Origin of the sequence: Nocardia sp. NPDC051990, from assembly GCF_040680755.1 — a bacterium.
Lineage (GTDB): Bacteria > Actinomycetota > Actinomycetes > Mycobacteriales > Mycobacteriaceae > Nocardia.
Genome location: NZ_JBFAXH010000006.1, coordinates 283,610 through 308,843 on the forward strand (window position 1 = coordinate 283,610; position 25,234 = coordinate 308,843).

The window sequence follows — 25,234 nt, forward strand, 5'->3', positions numbered from 1 at the left end:
GCCGCGAACACGCCGCGGCCACGCGGCCAAAATTAAGGAGTACCCCGCTCATGGTCAACGTTCAGGACGGATACGGGTCCAGCATTCTGGGCTACCCGAGGATCGGGCCGCACCGGGAACTCAAGCGGGCCCTCGAGGGCTATTGGCACGGCGGGATCTCCCGCGACGAATTGCTCGCGGTCGGGCGCGATATCCAGGAGCGGCAGTACAACGGTCTCGCCGCTACCGGTCTGACCCAGGTGCCGGGCAACACCTTCTCGTTCTACGACCACATTCTCGACAATGCGTTGCTGTTCGGTGCCGTGCCAGCGCGATTCAAGCCGTTCCAGGACGAGTTGCACCCGCTGGACTTCTACTTCTTGATGGCGCGCGGCCGTCCGGATCTGCCGCCGCTGGAGCTGGTGCGGTTCCTCGGTACCAACTACCACTACCGCCAGCCCGAACTCGACGAGAACACCGAATTCTCGCTGCACCCTGAGGCTTTACTGGACGAATGGGATCGCGCCAGGGCCCGGGATATCGAGCTGCGCCCGGTGGTCGTCGGCCCGGTGTCGCTGCTGCTGCTGTCCAAGGCGGGTCATATCCCCGGTGAGGCAGGCGGTTTCGACACACTGAGCCTGCTGGACAAGCTGCTCCCGGTGTACGAGGAGCTGTTCGAAATCCTCGCCAAACGCGGGTCTACCTGTGTGCAGCTGGACGAACCGTGCTTCACCAGCGAGCGCACCTCTGCGGAGCTGGCCGCGTTCGAGCGTGCCTACCAACGACTTTCGACCTCGGCGCTGCGTCCGCGCATGCTGGTCACCGGGCAGTACGGCGATTTCGGTGAGGCGTTGCGCATCCTGGCCGAAACCAATGTCGAGGCCATCGGATTGGATCTGGCCAGCTATCGGATCCAGCCCGAAGAGCTCGCGCAGATTCCGGGCATTCGCCGTAAACGCCTGTACGCGGGCGTGATCAGCGGTCTGAATGTGTGGCGCGCGGACCGCTATGTGACGCTGGAATACCTCAACGAATTGGCGAAGGTGTGCCCCGATCTGGTGGTGTCCACCGGCACGACACTGCTGCACGTCCCGTATGACGTGCTCGCCGAATACGAGATCGAGGGTTATGTCGCCGACCGCCTCGCCTTCGCGCAGCAGAAGGTGGGCGAGGTGGTTTCACTCGCCAAGGCCCTCACCGAGGGACCCTCGGACAAGTGGCGCAAGCGGCCCACCGAGGTGCATTTCAAGCAGAAACATGCGGTGCGGCAACGGGTCTACGCGATCACCCCCGATATGCGCACGCGCGAGCCATATGAGGTGCGCCGCGAGGCCCAGCAGCGCAAGCTGAATCTGCCGTCGGTGCCCGCGACCACGCTGGGTTCCTTCCCACAGACGAACAAGATTCGGCAGGCCCGCTACGACCTGGGGCAGGGCAAACTGTCCTACGACGAATACCGCAAGCGGATCGAGGCCGAGATCGAGGCCACGATCCGCCTGCAGGAGGACATCGGTCTCGATGTGCTCGTGCACGGTGAGCACGAGCGCAACGACATGATCCAGTACTTCGCCGAGCTGCTCGACGGCTTCGCGACCACCCACTTCGGCTGGGTGCAGGTGTACGGATCCCGTTGTGTGCGACCGCCGATCATCTACGGTGACGTTTCGCGGCCCGCGCCGATGTCGGTCGAGTGGATCAGCTTTGCCCAGTCGTTGACCGATAAGCCGGTCAAGGGCATGGTCACCGGTCCGGTCAGCATGATCGCGCGTTCCTTCGTGCGGCAGGATCAGCCGCTGTATGAGACCGCGGATCAGGTCGCGTTGGCCATTCGCGATGAGGTCGTGGATCTCGAACGGGCCGGGATTTCGATCATCCAGGTCGACGAGCCCGCCATTCGCGAGCTGCTACCCATGCGTCCACAGGGACGCGCCGAATATCTGCGGTGGGCGGTCGCGGCCTTCCGCCTGGCCACCTCCGGCGTCAAACCGGAGACCCAGATCCACACGCATATCGGCTATTCCGGTCGCACCGAGGTGGTCGACGCGATCGAGGAGCTCGATGCCGATGTCACCGCGATCGTCGCGACCCGCTCGATCGAATGGGTGCTCAAGGCGCTCAAGGAAGACTCCGCATCGGGTCACGGCCTGAGTCATGGCGTCGGTCCGGGTGTCTACGAGAGTCGTTCGGCGCGGATTCCGGATATCGATGAGCTCGACGAATTGCTCACGGCCGCAGCCGAAGCTGTCAGTCCGGAACGCCTGTGGGCGAATCCGGACGGTGGTCTGAAGACTCGGCACTACTGGCAGCTGGAGCCCTCGCTGCGCAATATGGTCGCGGCCGCGCGCCGTGTTCGTCGACGGGTCACGCCGCCGGAGTAGTACCGAAGACGAAGGCCGCCGCTATGTCTCGAACATGGCGGCGGCCTTTTCGGCTCGGGTGATGGATGTCATACGCAATCGGTACAGTACGTACCGTATCGTTGAGATATGACTGAGCAGATATGGCCCGAGTCGTTACCGGTGGCCCAAGTTCGAATCGCCAGGCCCACCGATCGGTTGGTAGAGGTCGTGCGGTTCTACGTCGAGGGGTTGGGGCTGCGCGAGCTCTACCGATTCGAAAATCACGCAGGCTACGACGGCGTGATGCTCGGATTGCCGGGAACCGGATACCACCTGGAGTTCACCACCCATGTGGACGGCAGTCCGGGCGATGCGCCGAGCGCGGAAAACCTACTGGTGCTTTACTTTTCGACCGAATCCCAGATGTACGACGTCGCACAGCGCCTCGGTGAATTCGGTGTGGAGCCGGTTCCCGCCGAGAATCCGTATTGGGCGGCCAACGGCGGCTTGACCTTTCCGGATCCGGACGGCTGGCGAGTCGTCCTGATGCCGCGTCCGGTGTTCTGATGCCGGGACGCATGCGCGAGGACCGCATCGATACCGCGGTACTCGCCGCGGCGCGAGAGCTGTTGGACGAGAACGGTTATGCCGAACTGTCCATCGGCCAGGTGGCAGCCAGAGCCGGTCTGCATCGCCCGGCGATCTACCGCCGCTGGCCGTCGAAACGCCACCTCGTTGTCGAGGTGGTCGCCGACCTGCTCGGTTTGCAACCGACGCCGAATACCGGCGACCTGCGCGGCGATCTGACCAGCGCAATGCGCAATCTGGTTGCCGCACTATGCGATACCTCGCTGAGTCACGTATTGCCGGCCCTGGTGGCGGATCTCGCTAACGACCCGGAGCTCCGGGCGCATTTCCTGGCAACGGTATTCGAACCGCGCAGGCGAACCACCGCGATCGCTCTGGAGTCGGCCATCCATCGAGGCGAGATCGATCCGGATATCGATCTCGATTTCGTCTTGGACGCGGTCGCCGCCCCGATCTACTATCGCGCCCTCTTCGGCCATCTACCGCTGACCGACCCCCTCGCCGACCAGTCGGTCGATGCCGTGCTCCGCGCTATCGCCCGCTGACCGCCCGAGTCCGAGCCCGGCGATATTCGCGCAGCGAGTTCGCGAGGCATCGGCAGTGGGGCGAAGAGTGCTGATATGGCATGCCGAGCGAAGCTGCTCGGGCATGGATAGTTCGCGATCAGCCGGGGCGCTGGTCGGCGGGTGACAGCAGCGTGGCGAGGGTACGCAGACCTGCGGTGATGTCGGTGGCGGTAGGGGCGTGTTCCGGGTCGACCAGGTGTTGGGTCAGCAGGCCGCCGAGCATGGTTTGCAGGACGGCGCCGAGTTGCGGATCCGCCGCGCCGGGACCGAACAGGTCGGCCAGCCCGGCGCGCGCCTGTTGCTGAGCGGAGCCCAGTTCGGCACGCAGTTCAGGGGAGTGCAGCGCCTGGATCAGACCTTCCGCATTGGCGGTCCAGAGTGCGTGCTGCTCGCTGAACGAGGTGATCAGCTGCTGGAAGAAGTCCCGCAACCGCGCGGTCGGATCCGCGGCGTCGTGGGCGGGCAGTGAATCAAGGATCTGCTGTACCGCATCGGCGCTCGATTCCATCATCGCCTGGTTGAGCAGCTTGTCGCGGGTGCCGAAGTGGTAGTTGATGGCGGCCAGATTGGTGCCGGAGGCGGTCACGATATCCCGCACGGTGGTGCGCGCATAGCCGCGTTCGGCCAGGCATTGCTTGGCCGCGGCGAGCAGATCTTCTCGGGTTCCCACGCTATCAGGGTGGCATACATCTGTTTGTGACGCACGCTTCAAACAATTGTTTGTGACAAGCGTTTGAAACAGTTGTATGTTGAGGTCGTAGCCCGCTCCACCACATGGAAGTACGAGACGACCAATGACCGCACAGCGAGCGCTTTCTCCCCTCGAGCTCACCTATTTCGGCACCGAAACCCGCCTCGGCAGCGTGCCGGCCGCCGGTATGCCCGTGTTCATCGGATCCACCGTGCACGGCCTGCTGGATATCGAAATCCTGCGCCGAGTGCTCGATGAACTGGCGGCCCAGCATCCACTGCTGCGCAGCAAGCCGGTGACCGATGCCGATGGCACGCGGTATCTGCGCCGGGACGATGCCTACCGGCCGCGCCTCGATATCGCCGATGGCGGTGAAGCCGAGTACCTGAATTTGGTCAATAGACCACAGGATTGGCGCGACGGCCTGTTCCACGCCCACCTGCTCCGCGATGGTGACCGCGATCGGATCATCCTGGTCATTCATCACGGAATCGCTGATGGCCGATCGGCTTTCGCGCTACTCGCGCAGCTGTGGCAGCGCTACACCGCACATGCGACGGGAACCGCACTGTCACAGTCGGATTCCGATCAGGAACTGCCGGAGAGCATCGATGCTCGGCTTGCCGAGGTTGTCTCGGATGCCGAGGTGGCCGGCTGGCTCGACCAGATCCGGGCCGGTGCCGCGACGATGAGTCCGGAATCGGCTCCGCGCAGCTTGCCGATCGACGGTGACGGGATCGGCGACGATCCGCTCGGCCGGTTCGCGCTGCAACGAATCGAACTGGATACCAATGAAACCCGGGATCTGATCGCCGCTGCGGGGGCGCACGGGCTTTCGGTCAACAGCCTGCTCGGCGGTGCCGCACTCGTCGCATTCCGCTCCCAGCTCGAACCCGCGACGGGAAAGCTCCCGGTACTCTGCGGCCACGCGGCGGATGTGCGATCCGAGCTGAACCCACCCCTGTCCGCGCATACGATCCTGAATTGCGCTTCCGGCGTGGGCACATTCGCCCTGGTGGCCGATAACGCGGACCCGATCGATATCGCACACGAGGTGGCCGCGGGTATGGCGACCGCACGGGAACAACGCGAAGCCCCCATCTTCCTGCTCGCATCCCAGCGCGTCCAGGACGAGACGACCGCCGCGATCTTCGCGGCCACGCCGACCGTGGCCATCTCCAATATCGGTCGCCTGCCTGCACATTCGACCCCGGAGGGTATCCGCCACATTCGCGACGAGATCTACGCCATGGGCCCCGGCATGCCGCCGAAGCTCACCGTCTTCACCGTCGGTGAGCGGCTGACCATCCAGGTCGAATACGACACCGCCCGGTACAGCCGCGCCCAGATGGGCAAGATCAGCTCGGCATTCATCGACGCACTGCAAGGCATCAGCGCCGCCTGATCACTCCCGCGGCCGATCGCGGCCCGTGCGGTGAATGGTCAACTGACGCGCCCATTTTCGCTGTTTCTTCGGCGGCCGCTCGGGCTTTTCGACATCGCCGTCCGCCTCGACCTCGTAGCGACGGATATAGGCGCTTGCGAATGCCTGCACCGTCGCGGTGACCGGAATCGCTAGCAGCGCACCGGTCGGCCCGAGTATCGCCGCACCCGCGATAACCGCGCCGAAGGCGACGGCCGGATGCATATCCAGCGTGGTCGCGGTGATTCTCGGTTGCAGGACATAGTTTTCGAACTGCTGGTAGACCACGATGAAGCCCAGAACCCACAGCGCGGTGGATGGGCTGTGCACCAGCGCGACGAGCACCGGCAGCGCACCGGCGAGATAGGTGCCGACGGTCGGAATGAACTGCGAGACAACGCCGACCCACAGCGCGAGCGCGAATGCGGACGGCACATCGAGAATGCGCAGCGCGATATAGTGCGCGATCGTCGAGCACAGCGCGAGCAGTGCGCGCGAATAGATATAGCCGCCGGTCTTTTCGACGGCGATATCCCAGGCGCGCAACACATGTCGCTGGCGGCTCGGCGGCAGCAGCGAGGAGACCGCATTGCGGAAACGCGGTCCGTCGGCGGCGAAATAATAGGTGAACAACAGCACGCCGAGGACCTGGAAGATGGCGCCGATCGCGGCGGTACCGACACCCCAGGCATTGCCCGCCAGCCCGACCAGATAGCGGTCGATGGTGGAACTCCACTCGCCGAGGTACTTCCGCAGATCATCGCTGGACAGATTCGTCTCGATGGTGCGATTGACCCAATCGATGACCTGATCCACATTGTCGGGCACGTTCTTGACCAACGTGGTGACCTGATCGATCAGCAAAGCGCCGAGTGTCCACACGAACGCTACGGTGACCACGGTCAGAATCAGGAAAACCAGCCCGGTCGCCAGCCCACGTCGTACCCCGCGCGCGGCAAGCCAATTCACCGCCGGCTCGATGGCGAAGGCCAGGAACAGCGAAACCAGCAGTACCAGCAGGAAACCCTGCAATTTCTGCAGAATCCAGAAGCCGAACATCAACCCGGCCACCGTCGCCGCCGCGAGCAGGAATGCCCGCAACAGCCACGGTGGCGGCCCCCCGTTCACATCGGCGCTGACCGCCGCCGTTTCGGTGGGCGGGGATTGCTCTTCATCCGCAGACACACCGCCAAGCTAGGTGAACCGGCGACGAATCGGCGCAACGACACGGACCAACTAGATCGTCGAGGCGTCGATGACGAACCGGTACCGCACATCACTAGCGACGACCCGGTCGTACGCGCCATCGATCTCGTCGGCCGAGATCAACTCGATCTCCGCACCGATCCCGTGTGCGGCGCAGAAGTTCAGCATCTCCTGGGTCTGCGCGATACCGCCGATCATCGAGCCGGCCAGCGCCCGCCGGTATCCGGTGAGGGTGAAAGGCTTGACGCTCAACGGGTTCTCGGGCAGGCCGAGAATCACCAGGGTGCCGTCCAGCTTCAGCAGGCGCAGGTAGTTATCGATCGGCAGATCGGCCGAGACCGTATTGAGGATCAGATCGAAGCGGTTGCGCAGTTCGCGGAAGGTCTGCTTGTCGCCGGTCGCGTAGTAGTGGTCCGCGCCGAACCGTTTGCCGTCGTCCTGCTTGGCGAGCGAATGGCTCAGCACGGTGACCTCGGCTCCCATCGCCGCGGCGATCTTCACCCCGACGTGTCCGAGTCCACCCATGCCGATGATCGCGACCTGCTTACCCGGCCCGGCATTCCAGTGCCGCAGCGGGGAGAACAGTGTGACGCCCGCGCACAGTAGCGGCGCCGCCACATCGAGTCCGATGCCCTCCGGAATGGCGAGCACGAAGTTCTCGGTCACCACGACCTGGGTCGAATAGCCACCCATCGTGTAACCACCCGGCTGGATGGACGCGTCCACCGGGCTGTTGTAGGTCATCGTGGCACCGTTGTCGCAGTACTGCTCCTCATTGGCCAGACAGGGACCGCAGACACCGCAGGAATCGACCATGCAGCCGACGCCGACGCGATCGCCGACCCGATGCCTGGTCACTTCGGAGCCGACCGCGGCGACAATGCCCGCGATCTCGTGGCCGGGGACGCATGGGTATATGGCGCCGCCCCATTCGTCGCGGGCGGTGTGGATATCGGAGTGGCAGATACCCACGTATTTGACGTCTATCAGTACATCGCGCGGCCCGAGCTCCCGCCGCTCGATGGTGAGCTTCTCGAAGTGCCCGTCGGGCGCGGGTATCGCGTAAGCAGCAACAACGCTCATGCTTACATGCATACCGTCGCATGCGGAGGTTTGCCAAACCCACGCCCGAGAAAGTGTGCGCGCCATTTTCTGATCTACCGCACAGGTCTGCGGCCACAATGGAATTGGTCAAAGGCCCAGCCGGAGGCGGGAGAGCGGCATGGACGACGAGCGGCACCGCGCGCCCGAGGGGCAGCGAGCCGGTGGCGGGCGTGCGCTGGCGCTCTTGGTGGCCCTCCTGCTCGCCGTGGCGGCATTCATCGGCTTCCGGGGTGAGCTGCCCGACTGGTCGTCCTCGGGTGCGGACAGCTCCGCGCCCGCGCTGCTCGAGCCGCTACCGGCGCTGGATCCGGTGGCGGTCGCGCACGCCGTTGAACCGGCACTGGTGAATATCAACGCGTCCTCGCGGCCGTTCGGAGTCGCCGCGGCCGGCACCGGGATCGTGCTCACCGCCGACGGACAGGTGCTGACCAGCCATCATGTGGTCAAGGGCGCCGAGATCGTGACGGTCACCGATGTCGGCAACGGCACGGTCTACGACGCGAAGGTGCTCGGCTACGACGCCGGCGCGGATATCGCGCTGCTGGAACTCACCGGCGCCACCGATCTGACGATCGCGCGCATCGGCAGCTCCGCCGAACTGCGCGTCCGCGAGAAGGTGCTCGCCATCGGCAATGCCGGCGGCGCGGGCGGCATTCCGACCTCGATCCAGGGCAGTATCACCGATCTGAACAGCACGATCGTCGCGCTCAATTCCTCCGATCTGACCCGCAAGCCGCTGACCGGGATGGTGGAGATCGCCGCTCCGGTCACCGCCGGACAGTCCGGCGGTGCGCTCGCCGACCCGGGCGGCACTGTGGTCGGCGTGATCACCGCCGCGTCGGGTGGGAACGCACGCGAGGTCGGGCACAGCCCGAACGGCTATGCGGTGCCGATCGACACCGCGATGCGGGTCGTGGGCCAGATCCGTTCCGGTACGCCCACCGAATCCGTGCACATCGGGCCGACCGCGACGCTCGGTGTGCTGATCTCCGATGCGAAACCGAGTGGGGCACGGATCGATGTCGCGCTGTACGGATTACCGGCCTACGCCGCCGGACTCATCGAGGGCGATGTGATCACCTCGATCGACGGTCGTGACATCACCAGCGCGAAGGCATTGCGGGCGGCGATCAATGTGCACACGCCGGATGACACTGTTGCGCTGGGTATTCTCGATGCGGACGGAGCGCAGCGCACGGTCACTGTGGTGCTCGCGCTCGGCACCCCGAACTAGACCAGCGACAGCCAGTAATCCTGGAACTCCAGGAAGACCAGCAGCAGCGCCACGGCGTAGAACACCGCGACGAAGGTCCACCGCCACTCGACGACGATCCGCATCGGCCCGCGCGCAGCACCCCACACCTGCTCGGTGGCCACCGCGAGCAGCGGTGTGATGATCGCCCACACCACCATGCAGTACGGGCACAGCGCGCCGATCCGGTACAGGCTCTGGAAGATCAGCCAGCAGATGAAGATCGTGCCGAGCGCGGTCCCCACCCACAGCCCGCCCCAGATCCAGCGCGGAAAGCGCACATTGGCGACCGCGAGCACCGCCAGGGTGACCACCACCGAGAAGCCGACGATGCCGATGATCGGATTGGGGAATCCGAATCTGGCGGCCTGCTCGGTGGTCATCACACTGCCGCAAGACAGGATCGGGTTGATGCTGCACGAGGGCCGATAGCTCGGATCGGTGAACAACTTGAACCGCTCAACGGTCAGCGTGACCGAGGCAAGCCAGCCGGCCAGCCCGCCGATCAGCAACACCCAGGCGGCTCTGGCAGAGGTGTTGTTCACTTGGCCGCAGCGGCGATGATCGCTGCCATCGCGTCGGGCTTGAACTGACCGGACGGCAAGGCGAGGTCCTGGCCGCTCAGCTGCTTGCCGTTGACGAAGATCGTCGGGGTCGATTGCACTCCGCTGGTCAGCACGTCCTTGGTCTTGGCCTCGATGTACTTGCTGTAGCTGTTGTCCTTGATGCACTGCCCGACCGAATCCGGAAGGCCGACGCTCTTGGCGATTTCGATCAGCCGGTCATCGGTCAGACCCGCACTGCCCTCGGGGGGCTGCTGGTCGAACATGGTGGTCAGCCACTCGAGGTACTTCGACGGATCCGCCGTGGCGACGCAGTAGGCCGCATTGGCCGCGCGCGAGGAGTACTTCGTGGTGGAGAACCTGTCCAGGAACGCGAGGATGTTGTACTCGACGATGGCCGTGCCGTTGTCGACGGCATCCTTGATGGCTTGGGCGTTGGCCGTCTCGAAGCCCTTGCAGGCTGGGCACTGCAGGTCGGCGATCACGCGGACGGTCACCTTCGCGTCGGGCTTGCCGATGCGGACCGCGCCGTTGTCGGCGATGGTGGCAGTGGCGCCGTTGGCCAGTTGACTCGCGGTGGCGGCGATGGACGGGGTGGCGCCCAGGTCGTTCTTCTTGGCGTTCTTCACCGCGATGCCGATGCCGATCGCCGCGATGAGCCCGACCAGCACGATGGCTACGCCCACCTGGATCAGGATCTTGCGGTTGCGGTCGGCGCGCTCTGCCGCCGCGAGCGGATTCGATTTACCACCCGGTTTCTTGCTCACCGTGCGTTCACCACGCCTTTCGCTTGCCTGCCGGTTTCCTGCCGCCACGATGGTAGATCCGGAACTGTCCCGGGGCGTGGACGGGTACGGCCACATCATCCGTGGTCAACCTGAGAGGAACCTTGGTCAGGCGTGGGCGAGGCGGCGCCGCTGCTCCTCGATATCGAACCGGGCCGGAGGCCAGTCGAGTTTCAGCCGGTCGAGTGCGTCGATGAGCAGTTCGGTGATCGCGAGGCGGGCGAACCACTTGCGGTCTGCCGGGAGCACATGCCATGGGGCGTAATCGGTCGAGGTGCGGTCCAGCATGACCTGATAGGCCTCTTGATAGGCGGACCAGTAGCCACGTTCATCGATATCGGCGGGGTTGAACTTCCAGTACTTATCGGGTCGGTCCAGACGTTCGCGCAGTCGCTTCTTCTGCTCGTCGAGCGAGACGAACATGGCGACCTTCACCAGTGTCGTGCCCTGGTCGAGCAGTTCTCGCTCGAAGGCGTTGATCTCGTCGTAGCGTGGTTCCCATACCTCCGGCGGCACCAGATTGTGCACCCGCACGATGAGCACATCCTCATAGTGCGAGCGGTCGAAGACGCCGAGTTGACCACCGCGCGGCAGTGCCTTGCGGATGCGCCACAGGTAGTGGTGGCGCTTCTCCTCCTCGGTCGGGACGCCGAAGGAGACGTGGTCGACGCCCTGTGGATCCACCGAGCCGATAACGTGCCGGACGATGCCGCCCTTGCCCGCGGTATCCATCCCCTGCAGCACCAGCAGCACGTTGCGGGTATCGCCGGAACGGCCGTTGGCGTAGAGCTTCTCCTGCAGATCCGACAGCACGGCGGTGCGTTCGGTGAGTAGGTCCAGACCTTCGTTCTTGTCACCTTCGAATCCGGGCGTACCGCCGGCGTCGAGATCAGCTATGCGCAGGCCATCGGCCCGCAAGGACTCGATGGGCGGCAGAGACCATTTCTTCGCCATCGATATATCTTATGGCTGTGTCTGATTGCCGCGCCTGCGGCGCGGACGCGAGACGGGCCGCGAACTCCTCGCTCGTAAGACTCGCTCCGTTGTGGTTGCGGATACTGTGACGTGGGGATTGCTCAACTGCGTGGCAGTCAGTTGATCTGAGCCAGGCGGAGCAGTTGGTCGGCGAACTCTTCGTCGGTGACCGGGGTCAGGGTCAGTTCGTGCGAGGTGGTGAGCAGATAGCGTCCGTCGCCGGTGAAATCGAGCCAGCTGCGGTGGCGGGTGGGCGGGGACATCGGGTTTTCCGGTTCCACGGTCACGGTGACGAAGCCGCGACCGTCCACCGGTTTTCGGAGGGTCTGGCGGAATCGGGCGGCGCGGCGATGGCCGTTGGTCGCGCTATCGCCTTCCTCGGAGTTCAGTACCGCGTCCTGCGGCTCCCGCATGGGCGCCAGCTTGCCGGGCTGGGCCGAGCCGATGATCTCGACGAGATGTCTGCCGAGGTTGCGGGCGTGGGACATGCGTACCGTCACCTTGTCGATATCGGCGATCAGGATGCTCGCGTGTTTGTGCACTACCGCGGCGAAAATCAGGATCCGCCGGGCGCCCGACTCACCGGAGATGGTGATGGTGGTGGCGTCGGGACGCGCGCACAGCATGAGTGCGGCGGCCAGATCGGGATCGGCCTGGCGGGCGAAGCGCTGGGGTAGTCGCAGTGCGGTGTACTCGGATTCGGTGCGAACCGTGGCGGCGGGCGCCAGATTGATCGGGTAGGGGCGTCGGTCCAGACTCGTTTCGTTCTCCCAGACATGCGTGAATTCGTCCGGGGTGAATACCCATTTCACCGTGCGCCCCCGCTGCCGGCATTCGGCCGCGCGATCTGTGGTCCGTCGGGCGGTGAGGTGAATCGGGGGACACGATCGCCGGATGCGGGCATGATCGGGGTGTAGACATAGGTCATCGTGTCCTGGACGTCGGCCTGCGCCGTAGCAGCGGCCATGTCGTGGTCCATCCTGCGTTGTCCGCCGTGGATCGCCTCGGCGGCTGGATCTTCCAGAGCACGATACTGCGGCGGCGGCGAAATCGCCGCTCGGATGGTCTGCGCCGCATCGGAATTGAGCTCCATCAGGCGCTGTACCGCGCAGCAGATATCGTGCACCTCCGTGCCGGCGTGGACGAATTCGCGGGTGGCGCGCAGCGCGGCATCGGCCGAACGTCCGGACCAGTGTGCGAATTCGCGATTGGTGGCATCGGAGAAGGCTTGGAATGCCTCGGCGACCGCGGTGGCATTGGCGTGCCAGGCATCGGCGACCCGGCCGAGGGCGGCGGGATCGATAACCTCGTGCACCAGATCCCAGATCTCCTGGTGCGAGTAGGCGCCGAACAGTTCGCGTTCGGGTGCGTACGGGGGATCGGTTCCGCCGCTTGCTGATCCGGCGGATGCGGCGACGGCACGCTGCTGGACCCGAATGGCGTCGGCGGCTGCCCTGATGACGGAATCGGCCATGGGTCAGTGGTTTCCGTCGGTCTGTTCGCCGCGCGGCGACTCCAGGTACTCGGTGATCAGTTGCAGCGCGGCGCGGTTCGCGGCCTCGGCATCATCGAAACGTTTACCCGCGGCCAGATAGGCGGCCTTGTACAGCAGGGCCGTTTCCTGGAACGCCGTGACGGTGTCGAGGAATTGAGTGCCCTTGTCGCCGAAGCCTTTTGCCAGGCCATGTCCCGTCGGTAGATCGGGAAAACCGGATACCTCGGTGACGAGATGTCCAGTGGCCGTGGCCTTTTGTAGGTCCTCGACCAACTTGTCGCATGCGGCGGCGAGGTTTTCGGCGACATGCTCGGCCAATTCGAAGGGGTCGCCGCCGCTGGTTCCGATGGCGGCGGCATACAACTGCCTTGCCATCCGCTGACCGGTATCAGGTACCGCCATCTGGGTCGCCCCCTCACGTTCGGTCCACCCACCGCACTTGCGGGCACTTTACCGTTCGGTACCGACCGGTGTAACCCGCTTGTGCGTGTCCCGATCGTCGCGCCATGGTGATGTGGCGCACGACAGAGCGATCCCTAGAGCGGGCGGGTGGCGCTGACGTATTGCAGGAGGCGATGGACCTGTTGATCTATATCGATCAGGCCCGCTTCGGCGAACAGCTTCGGGAAGGTCGTGCTGCCGAAGACACGCAATCCGCTCCACCCGCCGACGACTCGGCTCGCCTGGCCGCACGGGTCGTCGGTGCGATGGCTGGTGGTGATGGCGATGCGCCCGCCGGGGGCGAGGACCCGGATCATTTCGCGGGTCGCCGCGATCGGGTCGGGGATCAGGTAGAGCGCCCCGAAGCAGCAGACAGCATCGAAGGTGCCGTCGGCGAAGGGCAGGGTGCGCGCGTCGCCGCGCAGATAGCCGACGCGCGGACCCGCGTTATCGGCGATGGCTCGGGCGAGCATCGGCTCGGAGTAGTCCAGCCCGATGGTATAGCCGTCGCGGTCGAGGGCATTGCTCAGATATCGGGTGAAGTTGCCTGGGCCACAAGCGATATCGAGCACCTTCTTGGACCCGTCGAGACGCAGCGTGGTAACCGCGTCACGGCGGTCGGCAGCGGTGGTGCGACCACTGGCCAGATAGAACAACGCAGGCCGCCAAGCCTTCTCATAGATCGCGGCAAGCGCCGGGGCATTCATCGTCCGTCGAGCGAGATTCACCAGACCGCCTCGTGCCCGCTATGTGCGCTCGACCGCGATGGTCATGCCCGTGGCGCGCAACCGGTCGGTGAGTGCATCGCCCATTGCGGCCGCGGGGGTGAGGATGCCCGCCAATTCGGGCAGTTCGGCGCCATCGAGGGCCAGGCACAGTCCGGCCTGTCCGAGCATGACGGGGGTGGCCTGGTAGCCGGGATCGCCGGTGCCGGAGAATGTAGCCACGTATTTCGCGCCCGACGACGTGCGCGCGTAGGTCTTCATGGTGAACCAGCCACTGGTGCGCGCCTGTTCGCTCGGTCCGGTGCCGGGCTTGGGCACGATCCGGTCGAGCAGCTTGCGCCCCACCGCGACTCGCGACAGCACCGCGCCGGCCGCCCCCGCCGCCACGATGCCGCCGGCCATACCGGCGGCAACCAGCGGCGCCGCGGCCGACTTGCCCGCGCTCATCACCTCGCGGTAGCGGAAGTTCTTGCCGTAGACCCAGCCGAGCAGGCCATTGGTGCGACGCACGATCTTGGTGTTGTGCGCGGCCATGACGAAGGTGCCGACCCACCCGTCCAGGGTGGGATCGATGCTGCTGGCGCGCTGCAGCGCCTGATCGGTTTGCCGGCCCACATCGGGTTCCATCGACTTGTCTGCGCTGAGCGAGTATGGGTGGCTCAGCACCGAACCCTTGGCCGGATCGGCCGCGATGGCCTCCATCATGGCCCGGCCCGAGTCGATGGTGCCGCCGCTCACCCCGCCCTTCATCGACGCGATCAGGGTGGTGTCCGCGAGCTCGCCGGTACTGTCCGCGACCGTGCGCTTGTATAGCTGGTACACGCTCAGATCCGACGGAATCGAGTCGTAGCCACAGGAATTCACGATCTTCGCGCCGGTCTGCACCGCCTGCTCGTGATACCGGTCGATCGCGTCCCGGATGAACAGCGGCTCACCGGTGAGGTCCGCGTAGTGGGTCCCGGCCTTCGCGCACGCGGCCACCAGCGGCATGCCATAGCGCAGATAGGGGCCGACGGTGGTCACCACGACCGTGGTCCGTACGGCCAGTGCGTCGAGTGCGTCTTGGTCGGTCGAATCGGCAACCACCAGACCCCAATTCGCTGCGGCCGGGCCGAGTTCGTCACGGACCATTGTCAATTTGTCGAGCGAACGTCCCGCCAGCGCGATGCGCGCCTCGGCGGGCGCCGCGCCGAGCAGATACTGCGCGGTGAGCTTGCCGACGAAACCCGTCGCGCCGAACAGCACTAGGTCGAATTCTCGGTGGTCTGCCATGGTCTTCCGTTCGATAGCCGCTGTGGTGGATTTATTCGGTGCCGGAACCGCGCGTGGCCGGCTTCTTCGCCCGCGCCCGCGGTTTCTTGGTCGGCGTCGGTGTGCGCTCGATCAACCACTCCCGATGCGCCTTACCCAAATCGGTGACCGGCGCTTCGTCGTAGAGCCATTCGCGGGAGATCTTGTGCCAGTTCGCAGTGCATCCGAGCTGGCCGAGCATGCCGAAAGTGAGGAAGTCGGCACGCCGGGAGAACAGGTGCTCCGGCGGCAGATTCTGCTGTTTCATCCCGGCGAATTCACTGGCTCGCGGATCCACCGCGAGCAGAAACGCGCCGCTGGCCAGCTCCGGGGTAATGGTCAGTTCCTCGTCGACCAGACACCATTCCGACGCCGCGAGCACATATTCCAGGCATTCCTCGGCGCCGATTTCGTCCGGCGAATCGATCACGCCGCGCTCGATCATCAACTGCCGCAAGTCTTCTGCCCGATCCTCGGCCGCCGCGCGCAGACAGATCGTCTCGAACCGCACATGTTCGGGATCCATCCGATTGAACAGGCCGAAATCGAGGAAGCCGATCCGGCCGTCATCGGCCAGCATCACATTTCCCGGATGCGGGTCGCCACAGAATTCGTTGAAGCTGAACAGCGAACCGACATAGAAGCGATAGATGATCTCGCCGATCTGGTTGCGCTCGGCCGCGGGCAGCTGACGGATCTCCTCGAATCCCTTGCCCGGCACATATTCACTGACCAGCACCCGCGTCGTACTGAGTTCGGGCAGCGAGCGCGGCACCAAGATGAACGGATGTCCGGCGTAAAGCTCGGCGATCTGCAGCTGGGTCGCGGCCTCGGCGTGATAGTCGAGCTCGCTCTCCATATTCAGCCGCAGCTCGTCGAGTACGGCGGGCGTCACCCACGGCATCGCTGATTGCAGTACCCGCCGGAACATGGCCAGATTCTTGAGATCCGCGCGCACCGCGGCATCGATGCCCGGGTACTGCACCTTCACCGCGACCTGACGTCCGTCGCGCAGCCGCCCCAGATACACCTGCCCGATCGAGGCCGCGGCAATCGGCTCTGGCTGGAATTCGGCGAATACCGCGTTCAGCGGCTGCCCGAAGTCCTGCTCGATCACCTGCCGCATCGACTCGAACGACACCGTCGGCGCGGCGTTGCGCAGCACGGCGAGTCGTTTCTGGAAGCGTTCGCGATGGCTCGGAGGCACCAGATCGAGGTCCAGCACCGACATCATCTGGCCGAGCTTCATGGCCACGCCCTTCATGGTCCCGAGGACCGTGACCACCTGCTCGGTGGTGCGGAGCATGGACTCCTCGGCCATTTTCGCGCGTACGGCCGCCGACCTGCCCCGCATCGATAGGCGTGTGCGCTGGGTTCGGATGACCGAACTGGCTGCCACCGCACCCAGCTTGGTGCCACGAGCAAGCCGAGACGTCGGCACTTGCTTCGCCATCGAGGTACCTCCATTGGTGCCGGCGGTCGGAGCGACGGGCGCGCAGTTGCATGACCACGTAGCGACCCGCGCAGACCACCATCAGGGCACAGTGCCGGGGGTGGTGACGTGGGACACCGATGCATCGCTCGGGTTCAGAGTAGCCAACCTCGCGGCAATGTCGAGACTGCCGTCACCATTTCAGCTAGCGCCCTAGCTAGCGGCCTGTTAGCGCGCGAAGTCGGGCGATTGATCAATTGGCGATGGCGAGCTAGCGCTCAGGCGCCGGTCTGCGGCGGCTGCGGCAGGACGTGCGGCTGGGCGTTGAAGATCGCTCGGGAGCCGCCCGCGCGCGCCATGCCCTCGATGGCACTCCAGGCCATCATGGTCAGATAGTCGATGACTTCCTCGCGGGACATTGCCTTATCCGTGGTCCACCAGTGTGTTGCCAACTGGATGCCGCCGACGAGCACATACGACCACAGCAGCGCGCCCTGGGTTTCGAAGCCGTGCTGGGCGCCGCGATCGACGATGACCGTGGTGACGACCTCGGCGAAGAGCTTCTCGAATTCGGCCAGCGAGGACTGATCGGTCGAGCCGTTGCCCATGATGAACCGATAGACCTCGGGGTCCTCGTCGACCGTGCCGACGTAGGCGGCCAGGGCCGAACGCACCAGCTGGTACTCGTCCGCGTCGAGGCTGATCGCCTCGTACACCCGCGGCATGAGGGTGGTCTCGATGAACCGCTGCATGGTCGCGTGGACCAAGTCGTTCTTATCCGAGAAGTAGCGGTAGAGCACGGTTTTGGAGACGCCGATCTCCGCGGCGATCTCGTCCATGCCGGCATTGCTGCCCCGCGTGCGAATAGCCGCGAGGGTGCCATCGACCAGTTCCTCGCGGCGGTCGATCTTGTGCTGCCGCCATCGGCGCTTGCGACCGTCCGTCCGGCCGGTGCGCACCGCCGCCGGTCGTTCGGCACGTTCGCCGACATCGACAAGGTCATCGGTGGACAGCGTGAGCTCCCTCGTTCGTATGGGTTCGTGGACCACCAGCTTAGGTCCAGGCAACGACCCACATGCGCGTTTGGGTGTTGGTTGCGACAGGCTGCACACAATCCGGCCATTCAGCGTCGGTTGCATGTCGCTTGTGATCAGCCGGGAGGTCGCGCGGTAACACACAGCAGAATGGGTGTCATGGAGAAAGCTCCCGGCAACACAGCGGCGCGAGCGACGGGCCCGGAGGCGGTAGCGGAGCGTGACCAGGAAGGGCCCCGCGAACGCCGCCGATCCGATACAGCGGCGCGAGCGACGGGCCCGGAGGCGGTAGCGGAGCGTGACCAGGAAGGGCCCCGCGAACGCCGCCGATCCGATACCGCGGTGTTGGATGCGCCTACGTCAGCACCACCGGCCGGTTTCGCGGCGTTCGTCGACGAGGCGGGCAAGCGCCGCGATCTGTTCAAGATGAAGGCAGTGGCCACCGGGTTGTTGGCGTTCGCGACGGCGATCTACCTGTTCTGCCGTTGGCTGGAATCGCGCGGGGCGGGCGGTGATTGGGTTGGCTATCTGCGGGCCGCGTCCGAGGCGGGCATGGTCGGCGCACTCGCCGACTGGTTCGCCGTGACCGCGCTGTTCCGCCATCCGCTCGGCCTGCCGATCCCGCATACCGCGATCATCAGGAAGAAGAAGGATCAACTCGGCGCCAGCCTCGGCTCCTTCGTCGGCTCGAATTTCCTTGCCCCGGACGTGGTCTCGGTGAAGGTGAGTTCGGCGCAGGTCTCCTGGCGGGTCGGGCGCTGGATGGCCGAGCCCGGACACGCCGGCCGGGTGGCGCAGGAAAGTTCGACCATTCTGCGTGCGGTGGTCGGGGTGCTGCGGGATGAGGATGTCGAGCAGGTCATCGACAACACCATCGTCAAGCGGATCGCCGAACCGCTGTGGGGTCCGCCGATCGGCCGGGTGCTTGCCGAACTGCTCGCCGACAATCGGCAGTTGCCGCTGCTCGACTTGTTGGCCGAGCGGGCGCACCAGTGGGCGCTCGGTTCACAGGAGACGATCGACCGGATCGTTTTGCGGGATGCGCCGCAGTGGGCTCCGAAATTTGTAAATATTCTGCTTTCGGAAAGGATCTATCGGGAGCTGGTCGAGTTCACCTGGAAGGTGCGGTCGAATCCGGAACACGAGGTGCGGCTCGCGGCGAACCGGTTCCTCGAGGAATTCGCCGACGACCTCCAGCACGACGACGCCATGATCAAAAAGGCCGAGCGGATCAAGGCGCAGATCATGGGTCGCGAGGAGATCACCGGCATGGCCGAGGCGACCTGGCGCGCGGCCAAGCGGTTGATCCTGGAGTCGGCCGACGATCCGAACTCCACGCTGCGGCGCAAGGTGGCCGAGAATGTCGAGCAGCTGGGGGAGCGGCTGCGCGACGATGCCGAGATGCGTGCCAAAGTCGACGGTTGGATCGACCGCGGGGCACGGTATCTGGTGGAAAACTATGCCGGGGAGATCACCACGCTGGTCACCGATACGGTTGCCAGGTGGGATGCCGAGGAGGCCAGCAAGAAGATCGAATTGCAGGTTGGGCGTGATCTGCAATTCATTCGCATCAACGGCACGGTCGTGGGATCGCTTGCGGGGCTGGTGATCTACACGATTTCGCATTTGATGTTCGGCGGCTGACCGCCGCGGCGTGAGCTCAGGCCCGGAGGCGGCAGCCTGCGTAACCATGGAGGGCCGTGAACGCCGCGAATTGGGCAGAGCGCGCTGAATGTTTGCGGAAGGGGTGCTAACAACATGCTTGCAATAGCTAGCACTCTGCTTTAGAATTGGAAACGTACAATCGCCAGAAGGTGAGTAATGGCAGACCAGTCCGAAGGTTCCGCCGAGTACACCGACGATTCGCAGGAGAGATCCAGCGGCGTCGGCGAAAAGGCGGCTCGTGTGGCCAACGCGGCGCACGACATCGGAGGTTTCATCAGAGCACAGCGAGAAGCTGCGCAAGTCTCGTTGCGCCAGCTCGCCACGCTGGCGGGAGTGAGCAATCCATACCTCAGCCAGATCGAGCGCGGATTGCGTAATCCGTCCGCCGAAGTACTCGCGCAGATCGCCAAGGCACTGCGGGTCTCTTCGGAGGTGTTGTATGTACGGGCTGGCTATCTCGAGCAGCGGCCGCACAGTCCGGTCCGGGATGCCCTGCTTGCCGATACGTCGATCAGCGAACGGCAGAAGCAGGTGCTGCTGGACATCTATGAATCGTTTCGCCGGGAAAACGCAGGAAGCGAACCAGGGGGGAATGAGTGGGACAGCGTCGTTCCGAGCACATCACACACTTCGCCACGCCAGGAGAACGAAGAATGACCGAAAACGTAAGCAGCAAGCCACTGTTCGCGACCGTCGGCGCAGGTGACGCCGTGTACACCGCGGTAGTCGACGCCGTCGCCCAGCTGCGTGAGCGCGCCGTCTCCGCCGATGTCAGCGGTCGCGTCGAAGAGGCCCGCGAGCGCTTCGCCCATGTGCCCGCCGATGTCCGGGCCCAGTTCGAATCGCTGCGCGAGCGACTGTCCGGACTTCCGTCGGAGCTGCCGGAGGACCTTGCCGAACTGCGCGAGAAGTTCACCTCGGAGGAGCTGCGGGCGCTCGCCGAGAAGTACTACACCCAGGTCCGGGACCTGTACTCGGATCTGGCCGTACGCGGCGAGGAGACCGTTGAGCGGATGCGCGCCAACCACCTCGTCGAGGATCAGATCGAGCGCGTCGAGACGCTGTACAAGGATGCGGCCAGCCGCGCCGAGGATGCGCTCGCCAAGGTCAATGAGCTGATCGGCCGCCCAGCCGAGGAAGAGGAAGCGGCCGAGGTCGAGCCGGTCGTCGAGGCCGAGGTCATCGAGGTGACCACCGAGACCGAGCCCGAGCCCGTCACCGACGGCGCCGCGCCCGAGACGGCTCCGGCCAAGAAGGCGCCCGCCAAGAAGGCCGCGGCCAAGAAGGCCGCCCCCAAGAAGGACTGACGCCCGCCCTTCTCCACGCCGACGACCCCGCACACCCGACAGGTGCGGGGTCGTTGCTTCTATGATGGGCTGGTGGACACAGCGCACGGATTGGCCAGCTGGATCTTGTACGGGCTGCGGCTCTTGGCGCTCGGCGCGACGATTTTCGCGCTCATCCACGCCATCCGTCAGCGCCCCGACGCATTCACAGCGGTGGACAAGCTGACCAAACCGATCTGGATCGCGATCCTCTGCGCGGCCCTGCTGTTCCTGTTGCTCTCGCTGAGCGTCACGAGTTTGCTTGCGCTGGCGTCGATTATCGCGACCGGCGTGTATCTGGCCGATGTGCGGCCGAAGGTGGATGAGATTCAGCGCGGGCCGCGCTGGTAGCGGTGCGCCAGCTACTCCCCGGAACGGATGATCGCTTCGATATTGCGCTCGGCCAGCGCACTGATCGTCAACGACGGGTTCACCGTTCCGGTGCTGCCGGGTACCGCCGCCCCATCCATCACGTACAGGCCGCGATAACCGCGCACTCGACCGTACGCGTCCGTCGCACGTCCGATCACCGCGCCGCCCAACGGATGTGGGGTGAATGAGGCGTCCGGCTCCAAGATCGATCGGTTGGGGGACGGGCAATCGCAGGCCAGCTTGTTGTTGACTTCCTGGGCTCGGGCGAGGTAGCCGGCAGCGCCGTCAGGTGGCCACTGCAGGTCCACGCTGCCGTCGGTCGGGTTGTAGACGAACCGGCCGCGGGTGTCGTCGAGCACGATGCCCAGCGACGCGACAATGCCGATGTCGAAGGGTGTGGTGCCGGGGACGTACCAGTTCTCCAGCGATACGGGTGTGCCCGCCTCGTCCAGAATCCGGCTCGCGGATGGCGTGCCCTGCGTACCTACGGCGAGTGAGGTGGCAGGCCGTGCCAGGGCGACGTCGCCGTTGCTGCCCCAGCCTTCGCCGATGTGCTCGTTCAGGTTCGGCAGCGCGCCGGTCGCCCGCGCGCGCACCAGCAGTTCGGAGGTACCGACGGAGCCCGCGGCGAGGAATAGCTTGTCGCAGGTCAGCGTCCGGATGCCGAGCACCTCGCCGGTCGGTGCGAGTTTGGTGACGGCGACGGTATAGCGATCCGCGTCTTCGGCGATGGCGTCCACGCGATGGCCGGGATAGATGTGGGTACAGCCGGTGTCCTCGGCATAACGCAGGTAGTTCTGGTTCAGATCGAATTTCGCGCCGTTGGAATTGCCGAGGTTCGAACAGCCGGCCGTCGCCGACGGCAGCGATCGTCCGGTCAGTTCGGCGCGGATGACGTCCCAATTCCATGAGCTGTCGATGCGCTGCGGCGAATAGCCCGCCGCGCGGACCTGCTCGTCCCAGACCCGCGCGTGGGTGAACGCGAAAGAGTCGTAGATGTCGTTCGGTATCGGGCTCAGTCGCAACATCTGTCGGACCCTGGGGTAGTAGACGTCCTGCATCTCGCGGTAGTCGACTACGCCGCCGAACACGTGGTCGAAGAACCGCTGCTCCGGCTCGGTCATCACTCCGGTGAACACCACCGAGCCACCGCCTACACACGCGCCGCGCCACACCTCGATGCCCTGGTAACTGGAAACGTCGAGCACCCCGCCAAATGGATCGATCTGCACCGGGATCCTGTTCACGCCGGTAAAGGTGCTGCGATACCAGAAGCCGCGGCCATCCGGAACAGTGTCGGTGGCGAAGATATTGCGCCATGGATCATTCGGCCAGCGCGACCCGCGTTCGAGCACCGCGACCTGGGTCCCGGACTGCGCCAAGCGCAGCGCGGTGATCGCCGCCCCGAATCCGGATCCGATAACGATCGCAGGCACATGATCGGGCGGATCCGGCAGCGGGGCGAAGATCTCCGGCACCAGCGTGCGGTACACCGGCGTTCGCGGGCTCGGGCCGTTATCTTCGGGTCCCGCCGCAGCGGCGGCCGCCGCAAACGTGCTGCCACCCGCAAAACCCAGCATCGTCGCGGCCAGACCAGCGCCCTTGATGAAACCGCGCCTTTCCATGGTGCCTCTCACCTGATCTGAAGGTCGCTCCATCAGCGCCGACAGCGGCGCTGTTGTCATAGCGGCTATCCATCATAGGAAATGGGTGGAGTGGGAGGTGACGAAATGTTGCTGCGCAGGTGGATCCGCTGGCTGATGCTGCATGGTGTGCCACGGTTCTACCTCCTGTGGTCGGCGCGTCGGGGTGATCCCCTCGGGGTGATGACCAAGACGGATCCGGGGCCGCCCAATCTCGCCGAACCACCCTCCATGCTGGTGACCGATCCGCCGGATCACACCCGGTACCGACGGCGGAACATCGGACAGGTGCTGCCACCGGGCCCCGCCATTTCGACTCGCCTCGATCGCACGGGGTCAAGAGAAGACAACGGTGCGGCGACCGTGGACCAGGACTCGGCCTTCCAGGTGCCAGCGGAGGCCGCGGGCCAAGACGACGCGTTCGATATCGCGGCCCTGGCGGACCATATCGCGGACTTCGTCAGCGTGGTCGATGCGGATGACGTCCTGCTCGATGATCGGACCCGCGTCGAGTTCGGCCGTGACGTAGTGGCAGGTCGCGCCGATCAGCTTGACGCCGCGCGCGAAGGCCTGGTGGTACGGGCGGGCGCCGACGAACGAGGGCAGGAAGCTGTGGTGGATATTGATCGCCTTGCCCGCCCAGTGTTCACAGAGCTCGGCGGGCAACACCTGCATGAAGCGGGCCAGGACGACGGCGTCCGGGTCGTGGGCGTCGACCAGCGCACGGACCTCGTCGAAGGCCGGGCCGCGCTCGGCCGGATCCTTCGGGAAGGGCACATGGTGGAATTTGACGCCGTGCGCCTCGGTCATACCGGCGAGATCCGGGTGATTGCCGATCACCGCTTCGATGGTGGCGGGCAGTTCACCGCTCGCGGCCCGGCCGAGCAGATCGTGCAGGCAGTGGCCGTCTTTGCTGACCAGTAGTACGGCCCGCCGCCGCTCACCGGAGTCCAGCAGCTGCCATTCGGTCTCCGGGCCGAAGTCCGCTGCCATGCCCGCGAACCGGTCGCGCAGTTCCGCGATACCGAACGACACCGTCGACGCCTTGATCGCCTGGCGGGTGAAGAACCAGCCGATATCCGGGTCGGAGTGGTAGCCCGCCTCCACAATGGACCCCCCGAATTCGGCGATGAAGGAGGTGATCCTGGCAATGATGCCGGGACGGTCCGGGCACCCGAGGGTGAGCACGAAGCGTCGGTCGTCCGAGGCAGGTGAATCGGAACTCATGTGCTTATCTTCCCAGGCCGACCGTCTGCGATTCGCACCACCACCGCGCCCTGGCTCGCACAGCGAACGACCGGGACTCGGTAGCTGCACCCAGCTCTGCTCGACGGCGGCCTGCGCATCCTGCCGTCGGACGGCAGCGGACGTCGCGATGGTGTTGAGCGAATGTTGCTGGAAAGCCGACAATGGGGAATGTGACGCGTGTGCGGTTTGTCCGACAGCTCGACGGGCTGACGTATGAATTCGTCCGCGATGGCTGGGCACACGGCTACCCGTCGTACAAACGGGTCGACCACGACCTCTGGTGTCGGCGCTTGCCCGACTTCGGTTGGTCGATCTGCACCGATTCCGGCGAAGTACTCAGCCGCCCCTTCGACGACCCCGGCCAAGGCGACCTACCGCCCGAAGGCGCCTGGGTCTCCCGCAAACACCAACGCTCCTACGTCTACGACATGATCCACCACGCCTGACCGCCGCCGAGAATGCATTCCTGGAGTACCGCTTTCGGCGTGACCGCCCGCTACAGATCGTAAAACGGCTCCGCGTAACGGAATTCGCCGGTGATCTGTACGTCGTACGCCGACAATGGGCGCACCTGGAAGTGCGAAACCCAGGCCGGTTCATCCGGCGTGATGCCGAGGCGGGCGGCGGGGACGAAACCGAATTGCGGGTAGTAGTCGAGGCTGCCGAGCAGGCCGATGAGGGGTTCGTCGAGGGCATCGGCGGCACCGAGGGCGGCGTGCATCATAGCCGCGCCGATGCCGTTGCCCTGATGTTCGGCCTGGACGCCGATCGGGCCGAGGGCGAGCACCGGGAATGGGCCGACGCCCGCGCGGGTGAGGCATACGTGGCCGATGACAGTGTCGTGTTCCACCGCGACCATCGAGAGGGTGGGGATCCACCCGGAGTCGCTGCGCAGCCGGGTGACGAGGTCGACCTCGGGTGGGTCGGCGGCGCTGTCACCGATGAGTTCGGCTGTCTCCCGGTCGCTATCGGCGTTCGCGTACTGCGGTCCGAAGGCGCTGCGAAGGACGGCCGCGATCGCGGCGGCATCGTCGGCGCGTTCGCGACGGATCAGCACGGTGTCGTCTCCCCTCCTGAACGAATGGGCCATCCG

At 65.3% G+C, this 25,234-nt stretch carries 26 protein-coding genes; 10 read left to right on the top strand and 16 right to left on the bottom strand.

Going from position 1 to position 25,234, the window contains the following annotated elements; translation table 11 throughout:
• Window positions 1-50: 50 nt before the first annotated feature.
• From metE to AB0L63_RS14910, 3 genes are all read left to right on the top strand, one after another.
• Window positions 51-2,357: a 5-methyltetrahydropteroyltriglutamate--homocysteine S-methyltransferase gene (metE, locus tag AB0L63_RS14900; protein ID WP_364499930.1), complete on the top strand. Its 2,307-nt coding sequence runs from the start codon at window positions 51-53 to the stop codon at window positions 2,355-2,357.
• Window positions 2,358-2,465: 108 nt separating this feature from the next.
• A complete protein-coding gene (locus AB0L63_RS14905; RefSeq protein ID WP_364499933.1) occupies window positions 2,466-2,885 on the top strand; it encodes a VOC family protein in 420 nt (139 codons plus the stop codon).
• A complete protein-coding gene (locus tag AB0L63_RS14910; protein WP_364499936.1) occupies window positions 2,885-3,451 on the top strand; it encodes a TetR/AcrR family transcriptional regulator in 567 nt (188 codons plus the stop codon). Before AB0L63_RS14905 ends, AB0L63_RS14910 begins: the two co-directional genes overlap by 1 nt.
• Before the next feature lie 118 nt (window positions 3,452-3,569).
• Here the strand turns inward: AB0L63_RS14910 and AB0L63_RS14915 are convergent, their stop codons facing one another.
• Window positions 3,570-4,142, bottom strand: a complete 573-nt coding sequence (locus tag AB0L63_RS14915) for a TetR/AcrR family transcriptional regulator (RefSeq protein WP_364499938.1) — start codon at window positions 4,140-4,142, stop codon at window positions 3,570-3,572.
• A gap of 124 nt (window positions 4,143-4,266) precedes the next feature.
• On the opposite strand from AB0L63_RS14915, the gene AB0L63_RS14920 reads away from it, so the two are divergent.
• Window positions 4,267-5,568: a condensation domain-containing protein gene (locus tag AB0L63_RS14920; RefSeq protein ID WP_364499941.1), complete on the top strand. Its 1,302-nt coding sequence runs from the start codon at window positions 4,267-4,269 to the stop codon at window positions 5,566-5,568.
• On the opposite strand, the gene AB0L63_RS14925 is transcribed toward AB0L63_RS14920, so the two are convergent.
• Both AB0L63_RS14925 and AB0L63_RS14930 read right to left on the bottom strand, forming a co-directional pair.
• Window positions 5,569-6,771 (bottom strand): AI-2E family transporter, encoded by a 1,203-nt coding sequence (locus AB0L63_RS14925; RefSeq protein WP_364499944.1) that lies wholly within the window; start codon window positions 6,769-6,771, stop codon window positions 5,569-5,571.
• 51 nt (window positions 6,772-6,822) lie between these two features.
• Complete coding sequence (locus AB0L63_RS14930; protein ID WP_364499946.1) at window positions 6,823-7,875, bottom strand: NAD(P)-dependent alcohol dehydrogenase; 1,053 nt, start codon at window positions 7,873-7,875, stop codon at window positions 6,823-6,825.
• A gap of 139 nt (window positions 7,876-8,014) precedes the next feature.
• Here AB0L63_RS14930 and AB0L63_RS14935 point away from each other — a divergent pair, with 139 nt between their 5' ends.
• On the top strand, window positions 8,015-9,130 hold the full coding sequence (locus AB0L63_RS14935) for a trypsin-like peptidase domain-containing protein (RefSeq protein ID WP_364499949.1): 1,116 nt from the start codon (window positions 8,015-8,017) through the stop codon (window positions 9,128-9,130).
• Here AB0L63_RS14935 and AB0L63_RS14940 read toward each other — a convergent pair.
• The 10 genes from AB0L63_RS14940 to AB0L63_RS14985 form a co-directional block, all read right to left on the bottom strand.
• On the bottom strand, window positions 9,127-9,693 hold the full coding sequence (locus tag AB0L63_RS14940; protein ID WP_364499952.1) for a vitamin K epoxide reductase family protein: 567 nt from the start codon (window positions 9,691-9,693) through the stop codon (window positions 9,127-9,129). The two genes, AB0L63_RS14935 and AB0L63_RS14940, sit on opposite strands and share 4 nt — an antisense overlap.
• A complete protein-coding gene (locus tag AB0L63_RS14945) occupies window positions 9,690-10,478 on the bottom strand; it encodes a thioredoxin domain-containing protein (RefSeq protein WP_364499955.1) in 789 nt (262 codons plus the stop codon). The genes AB0L63_RS14940 and AB0L63_RS14945 overlap by 4 nt, the downstream gene beginning before the upstream one ends.
• Window positions 10,479-10,604: 126 nt before the next feature.
• Complete coding sequence (locus AB0L63_RS14950) at window positions 10,605-11,450, bottom strand: polyphosphate kinase 2 family protein (RefSeq protein ID WP_364499957.1); 846 nt, start codon at window positions 11,448-11,450, stop codon at window positions 10,605-10,607.
• Between the two features lie 137 nt (window positions 11,451-11,587).
• Entirely contained in the window at window positions 11,588-12,283 is a 696-nt protein-coding gene (locus AB0L63_RS14955; protein ID WP_364499960.1) for an ESX secretion-associated protein EspG, read from the bottom strand.
• Window positions 12,280-12,945: a hypothetical protein gene (locus AB0L63_RS14960; RefSeq protein ID WP_364499963.1), complete on the bottom strand. Its 666-nt coding sequence runs from the start codon at window positions 12,943-12,945 to the stop codon at window positions 12,280-12,282. Before AB0L63_RS14960 ends, AB0L63_RS14955 begins: the two co-directional genes overlap by 4 nt.
• Window positions 12,946-12,948: 3 nt before the next feature.
• A complete protein-coding gene (locus AB0L63_RS14965) occupies window positions 12,949-13,368 on the bottom strand; it encodes a hypothetical protein (RefSeq protein WP_364499966.1) in 420 nt (139 codons plus the stop codon).
• A 134-nt stretch (window positions 13,369-13,502) separates the two neighbouring features.
• Window positions 13,503-14,135 (bottom strand): class I SAM-dependent methyltransferase, encoded by a 633-nt coding sequence (locus AB0L63_RS14970; RefSeq protein ID WP_364499969.1) that lies wholly within the window; start codon window positions 14,133-14,135, stop codon window positions 13,503-13,505.
• 18 nt (window positions 14,136-14,153) lie between these two features.
• On the bottom strand, window positions 14,154-15,404 hold the full coding sequence (locus AB0L63_RS14975) for a saccharopine dehydrogenase NADP-binding domain-containing protein (RefSeq protein WP_364499972.1): 1,251 nt from the start codon (window positions 15,402-15,404) through the stop codon (window positions 14,154-14,156).
• Between the two features lie 31 nt (window positions 15,405-15,435).
• Complete coding sequence (locus tag AB0L63_RS14980; RefSeq protein ID WP_364499975.1) at window positions 15,436-16,875, bottom strand: AarF/ABC1/UbiB kinase family protein; 1,440 nt, start codon at window positions 16,873-16,875, stop codon at window positions 15,436-15,438.
• A gap of 257 nt (window positions 16,876-17,132) precedes the next feature.
• Entirely contained in the window at window positions 17,133-17,813 is a 681-nt protein-coding gene (locus AB0L63_RS14985) for a TetR/AcrR family transcriptional regulator (protein ID WP_364500250.1), read from the bottom strand.
• A 234-nt stretch (window positions 17,814-18,047) separates the two neighbouring features.
• Here AB0L63_RS14985 and AB0L63_RS14990 point away from each other — a divergent pair, with 234 nt between their 5' ends.
• From AB0L63_RS14990 to AB0L63_RS15005, 4 genes are all read left to right on the top strand, one after another.
• Window positions 18,048-19,532: a DUF445 family protein gene (locus AB0L63_RS14990; protein WP_364499977.1), complete on the top strand. Its 1,485-nt coding sequence runs from the start codon at window positions 18,048-18,050 to the stop codon at window positions 19,530-19,532.
• Between the two features lie 177 nt (window positions 19,533-19,709).
• Complete coding sequence (locus tag AB0L63_RS14995) at window positions 19,710-20,210, top strand: helix-turn-helix transcriptional regulator (RefSeq protein WP_364499980.1); 501 nt, start codon at window positions 19,710-19,712, stop codon at window positions 20,208-20,210.
• The gene (locus AB0L63_RS15000) at window positions 20,207-20,860 is read left to right on the top strand and encodes a heparin-binding hemagglutinin (RefSeq protein WP_364499983.1); all 654 of its coding nucleotides are present in this window, start codon (window positions 20,207-20,209) and stop codon (window positions 20,858-20,860) included. The genes AB0L63_RS14995 and AB0L63_RS15000 overlap by 4 nt, the downstream gene beginning before the upstream one ends.
• Before the next feature lie 72 nt (window positions 20,861-20,932).
• Window positions 20,933-21,229, top strand: a complete 297-nt coding sequence (locus AB0L63_RS15005) for a DUF2516 family protein (protein WP_364499984.1) — start codon at window positions 20,933-20,935, stop codon at window positions 21,227-21,229.
• 11 nt (window positions 21,230-21,240) lie between these two features.
• Here the strand turns inward: AB0L63_RS15005 and AB0L63_RS15010 are convergent, their stop codons facing one another.
• Together AB0L63_RS15010 and purU are read right to left on the bottom strand one after the other, a co-directional pair.
• Entirely contained in the window at window positions 21,241-22,935 is a 1,695-nt protein-coding gene (locus AB0L63_RS15010) for a GMC oxidoreductase (RefSeq protein WP_364499986.1), read from the bottom strand.
• A gap of 294 nt (window positions 22,936-23,229) precedes the next feature.
• Window positions 23,230-24,120: a formyltetrahydrofolate deformylase gene (purU, locus tag AB0L63_RS15015; RefSeq protein ID WP_364499989.1), complete on the bottom strand. Its 891-nt coding sequence runs from the start codon at window positions 24,118-24,120 to the stop codon at window positions 23,230-23,232.
• Between the two features lie 200 nt (window positions 24,121-24,320).
• Here purU and AB0L63_RS15020 point away from each other — a divergent pair, with 200 nt between their 5' ends.
• A complete protein-coding gene (locus AB0L63_RS15020) occupies window positions 24,321-24,587 on the top strand; it encodes a hypothetical protein (RefSeq protein WP_364499992.1) in 267 nt (88 codons plus the stop codon).
• Window positions 24,588-24,637: 50 nt separating this feature from the next.
• On the opposite strand, the gene AB0L63_RS15025 is transcribed toward AB0L63_RS15020, so the two are convergent.
• Complete coding sequence (locus AB0L63_RS15025; protein ID WP_364500253.1) at window positions 24,638-25,198, bottom strand: N-acetyltransferase; 561 nt, start codon at window positions 25,196-25,198, stop codon at window positions 24,638-24,640.
• Window positions 25,199-25,234 lie beyond the last annotated feature (36 nt).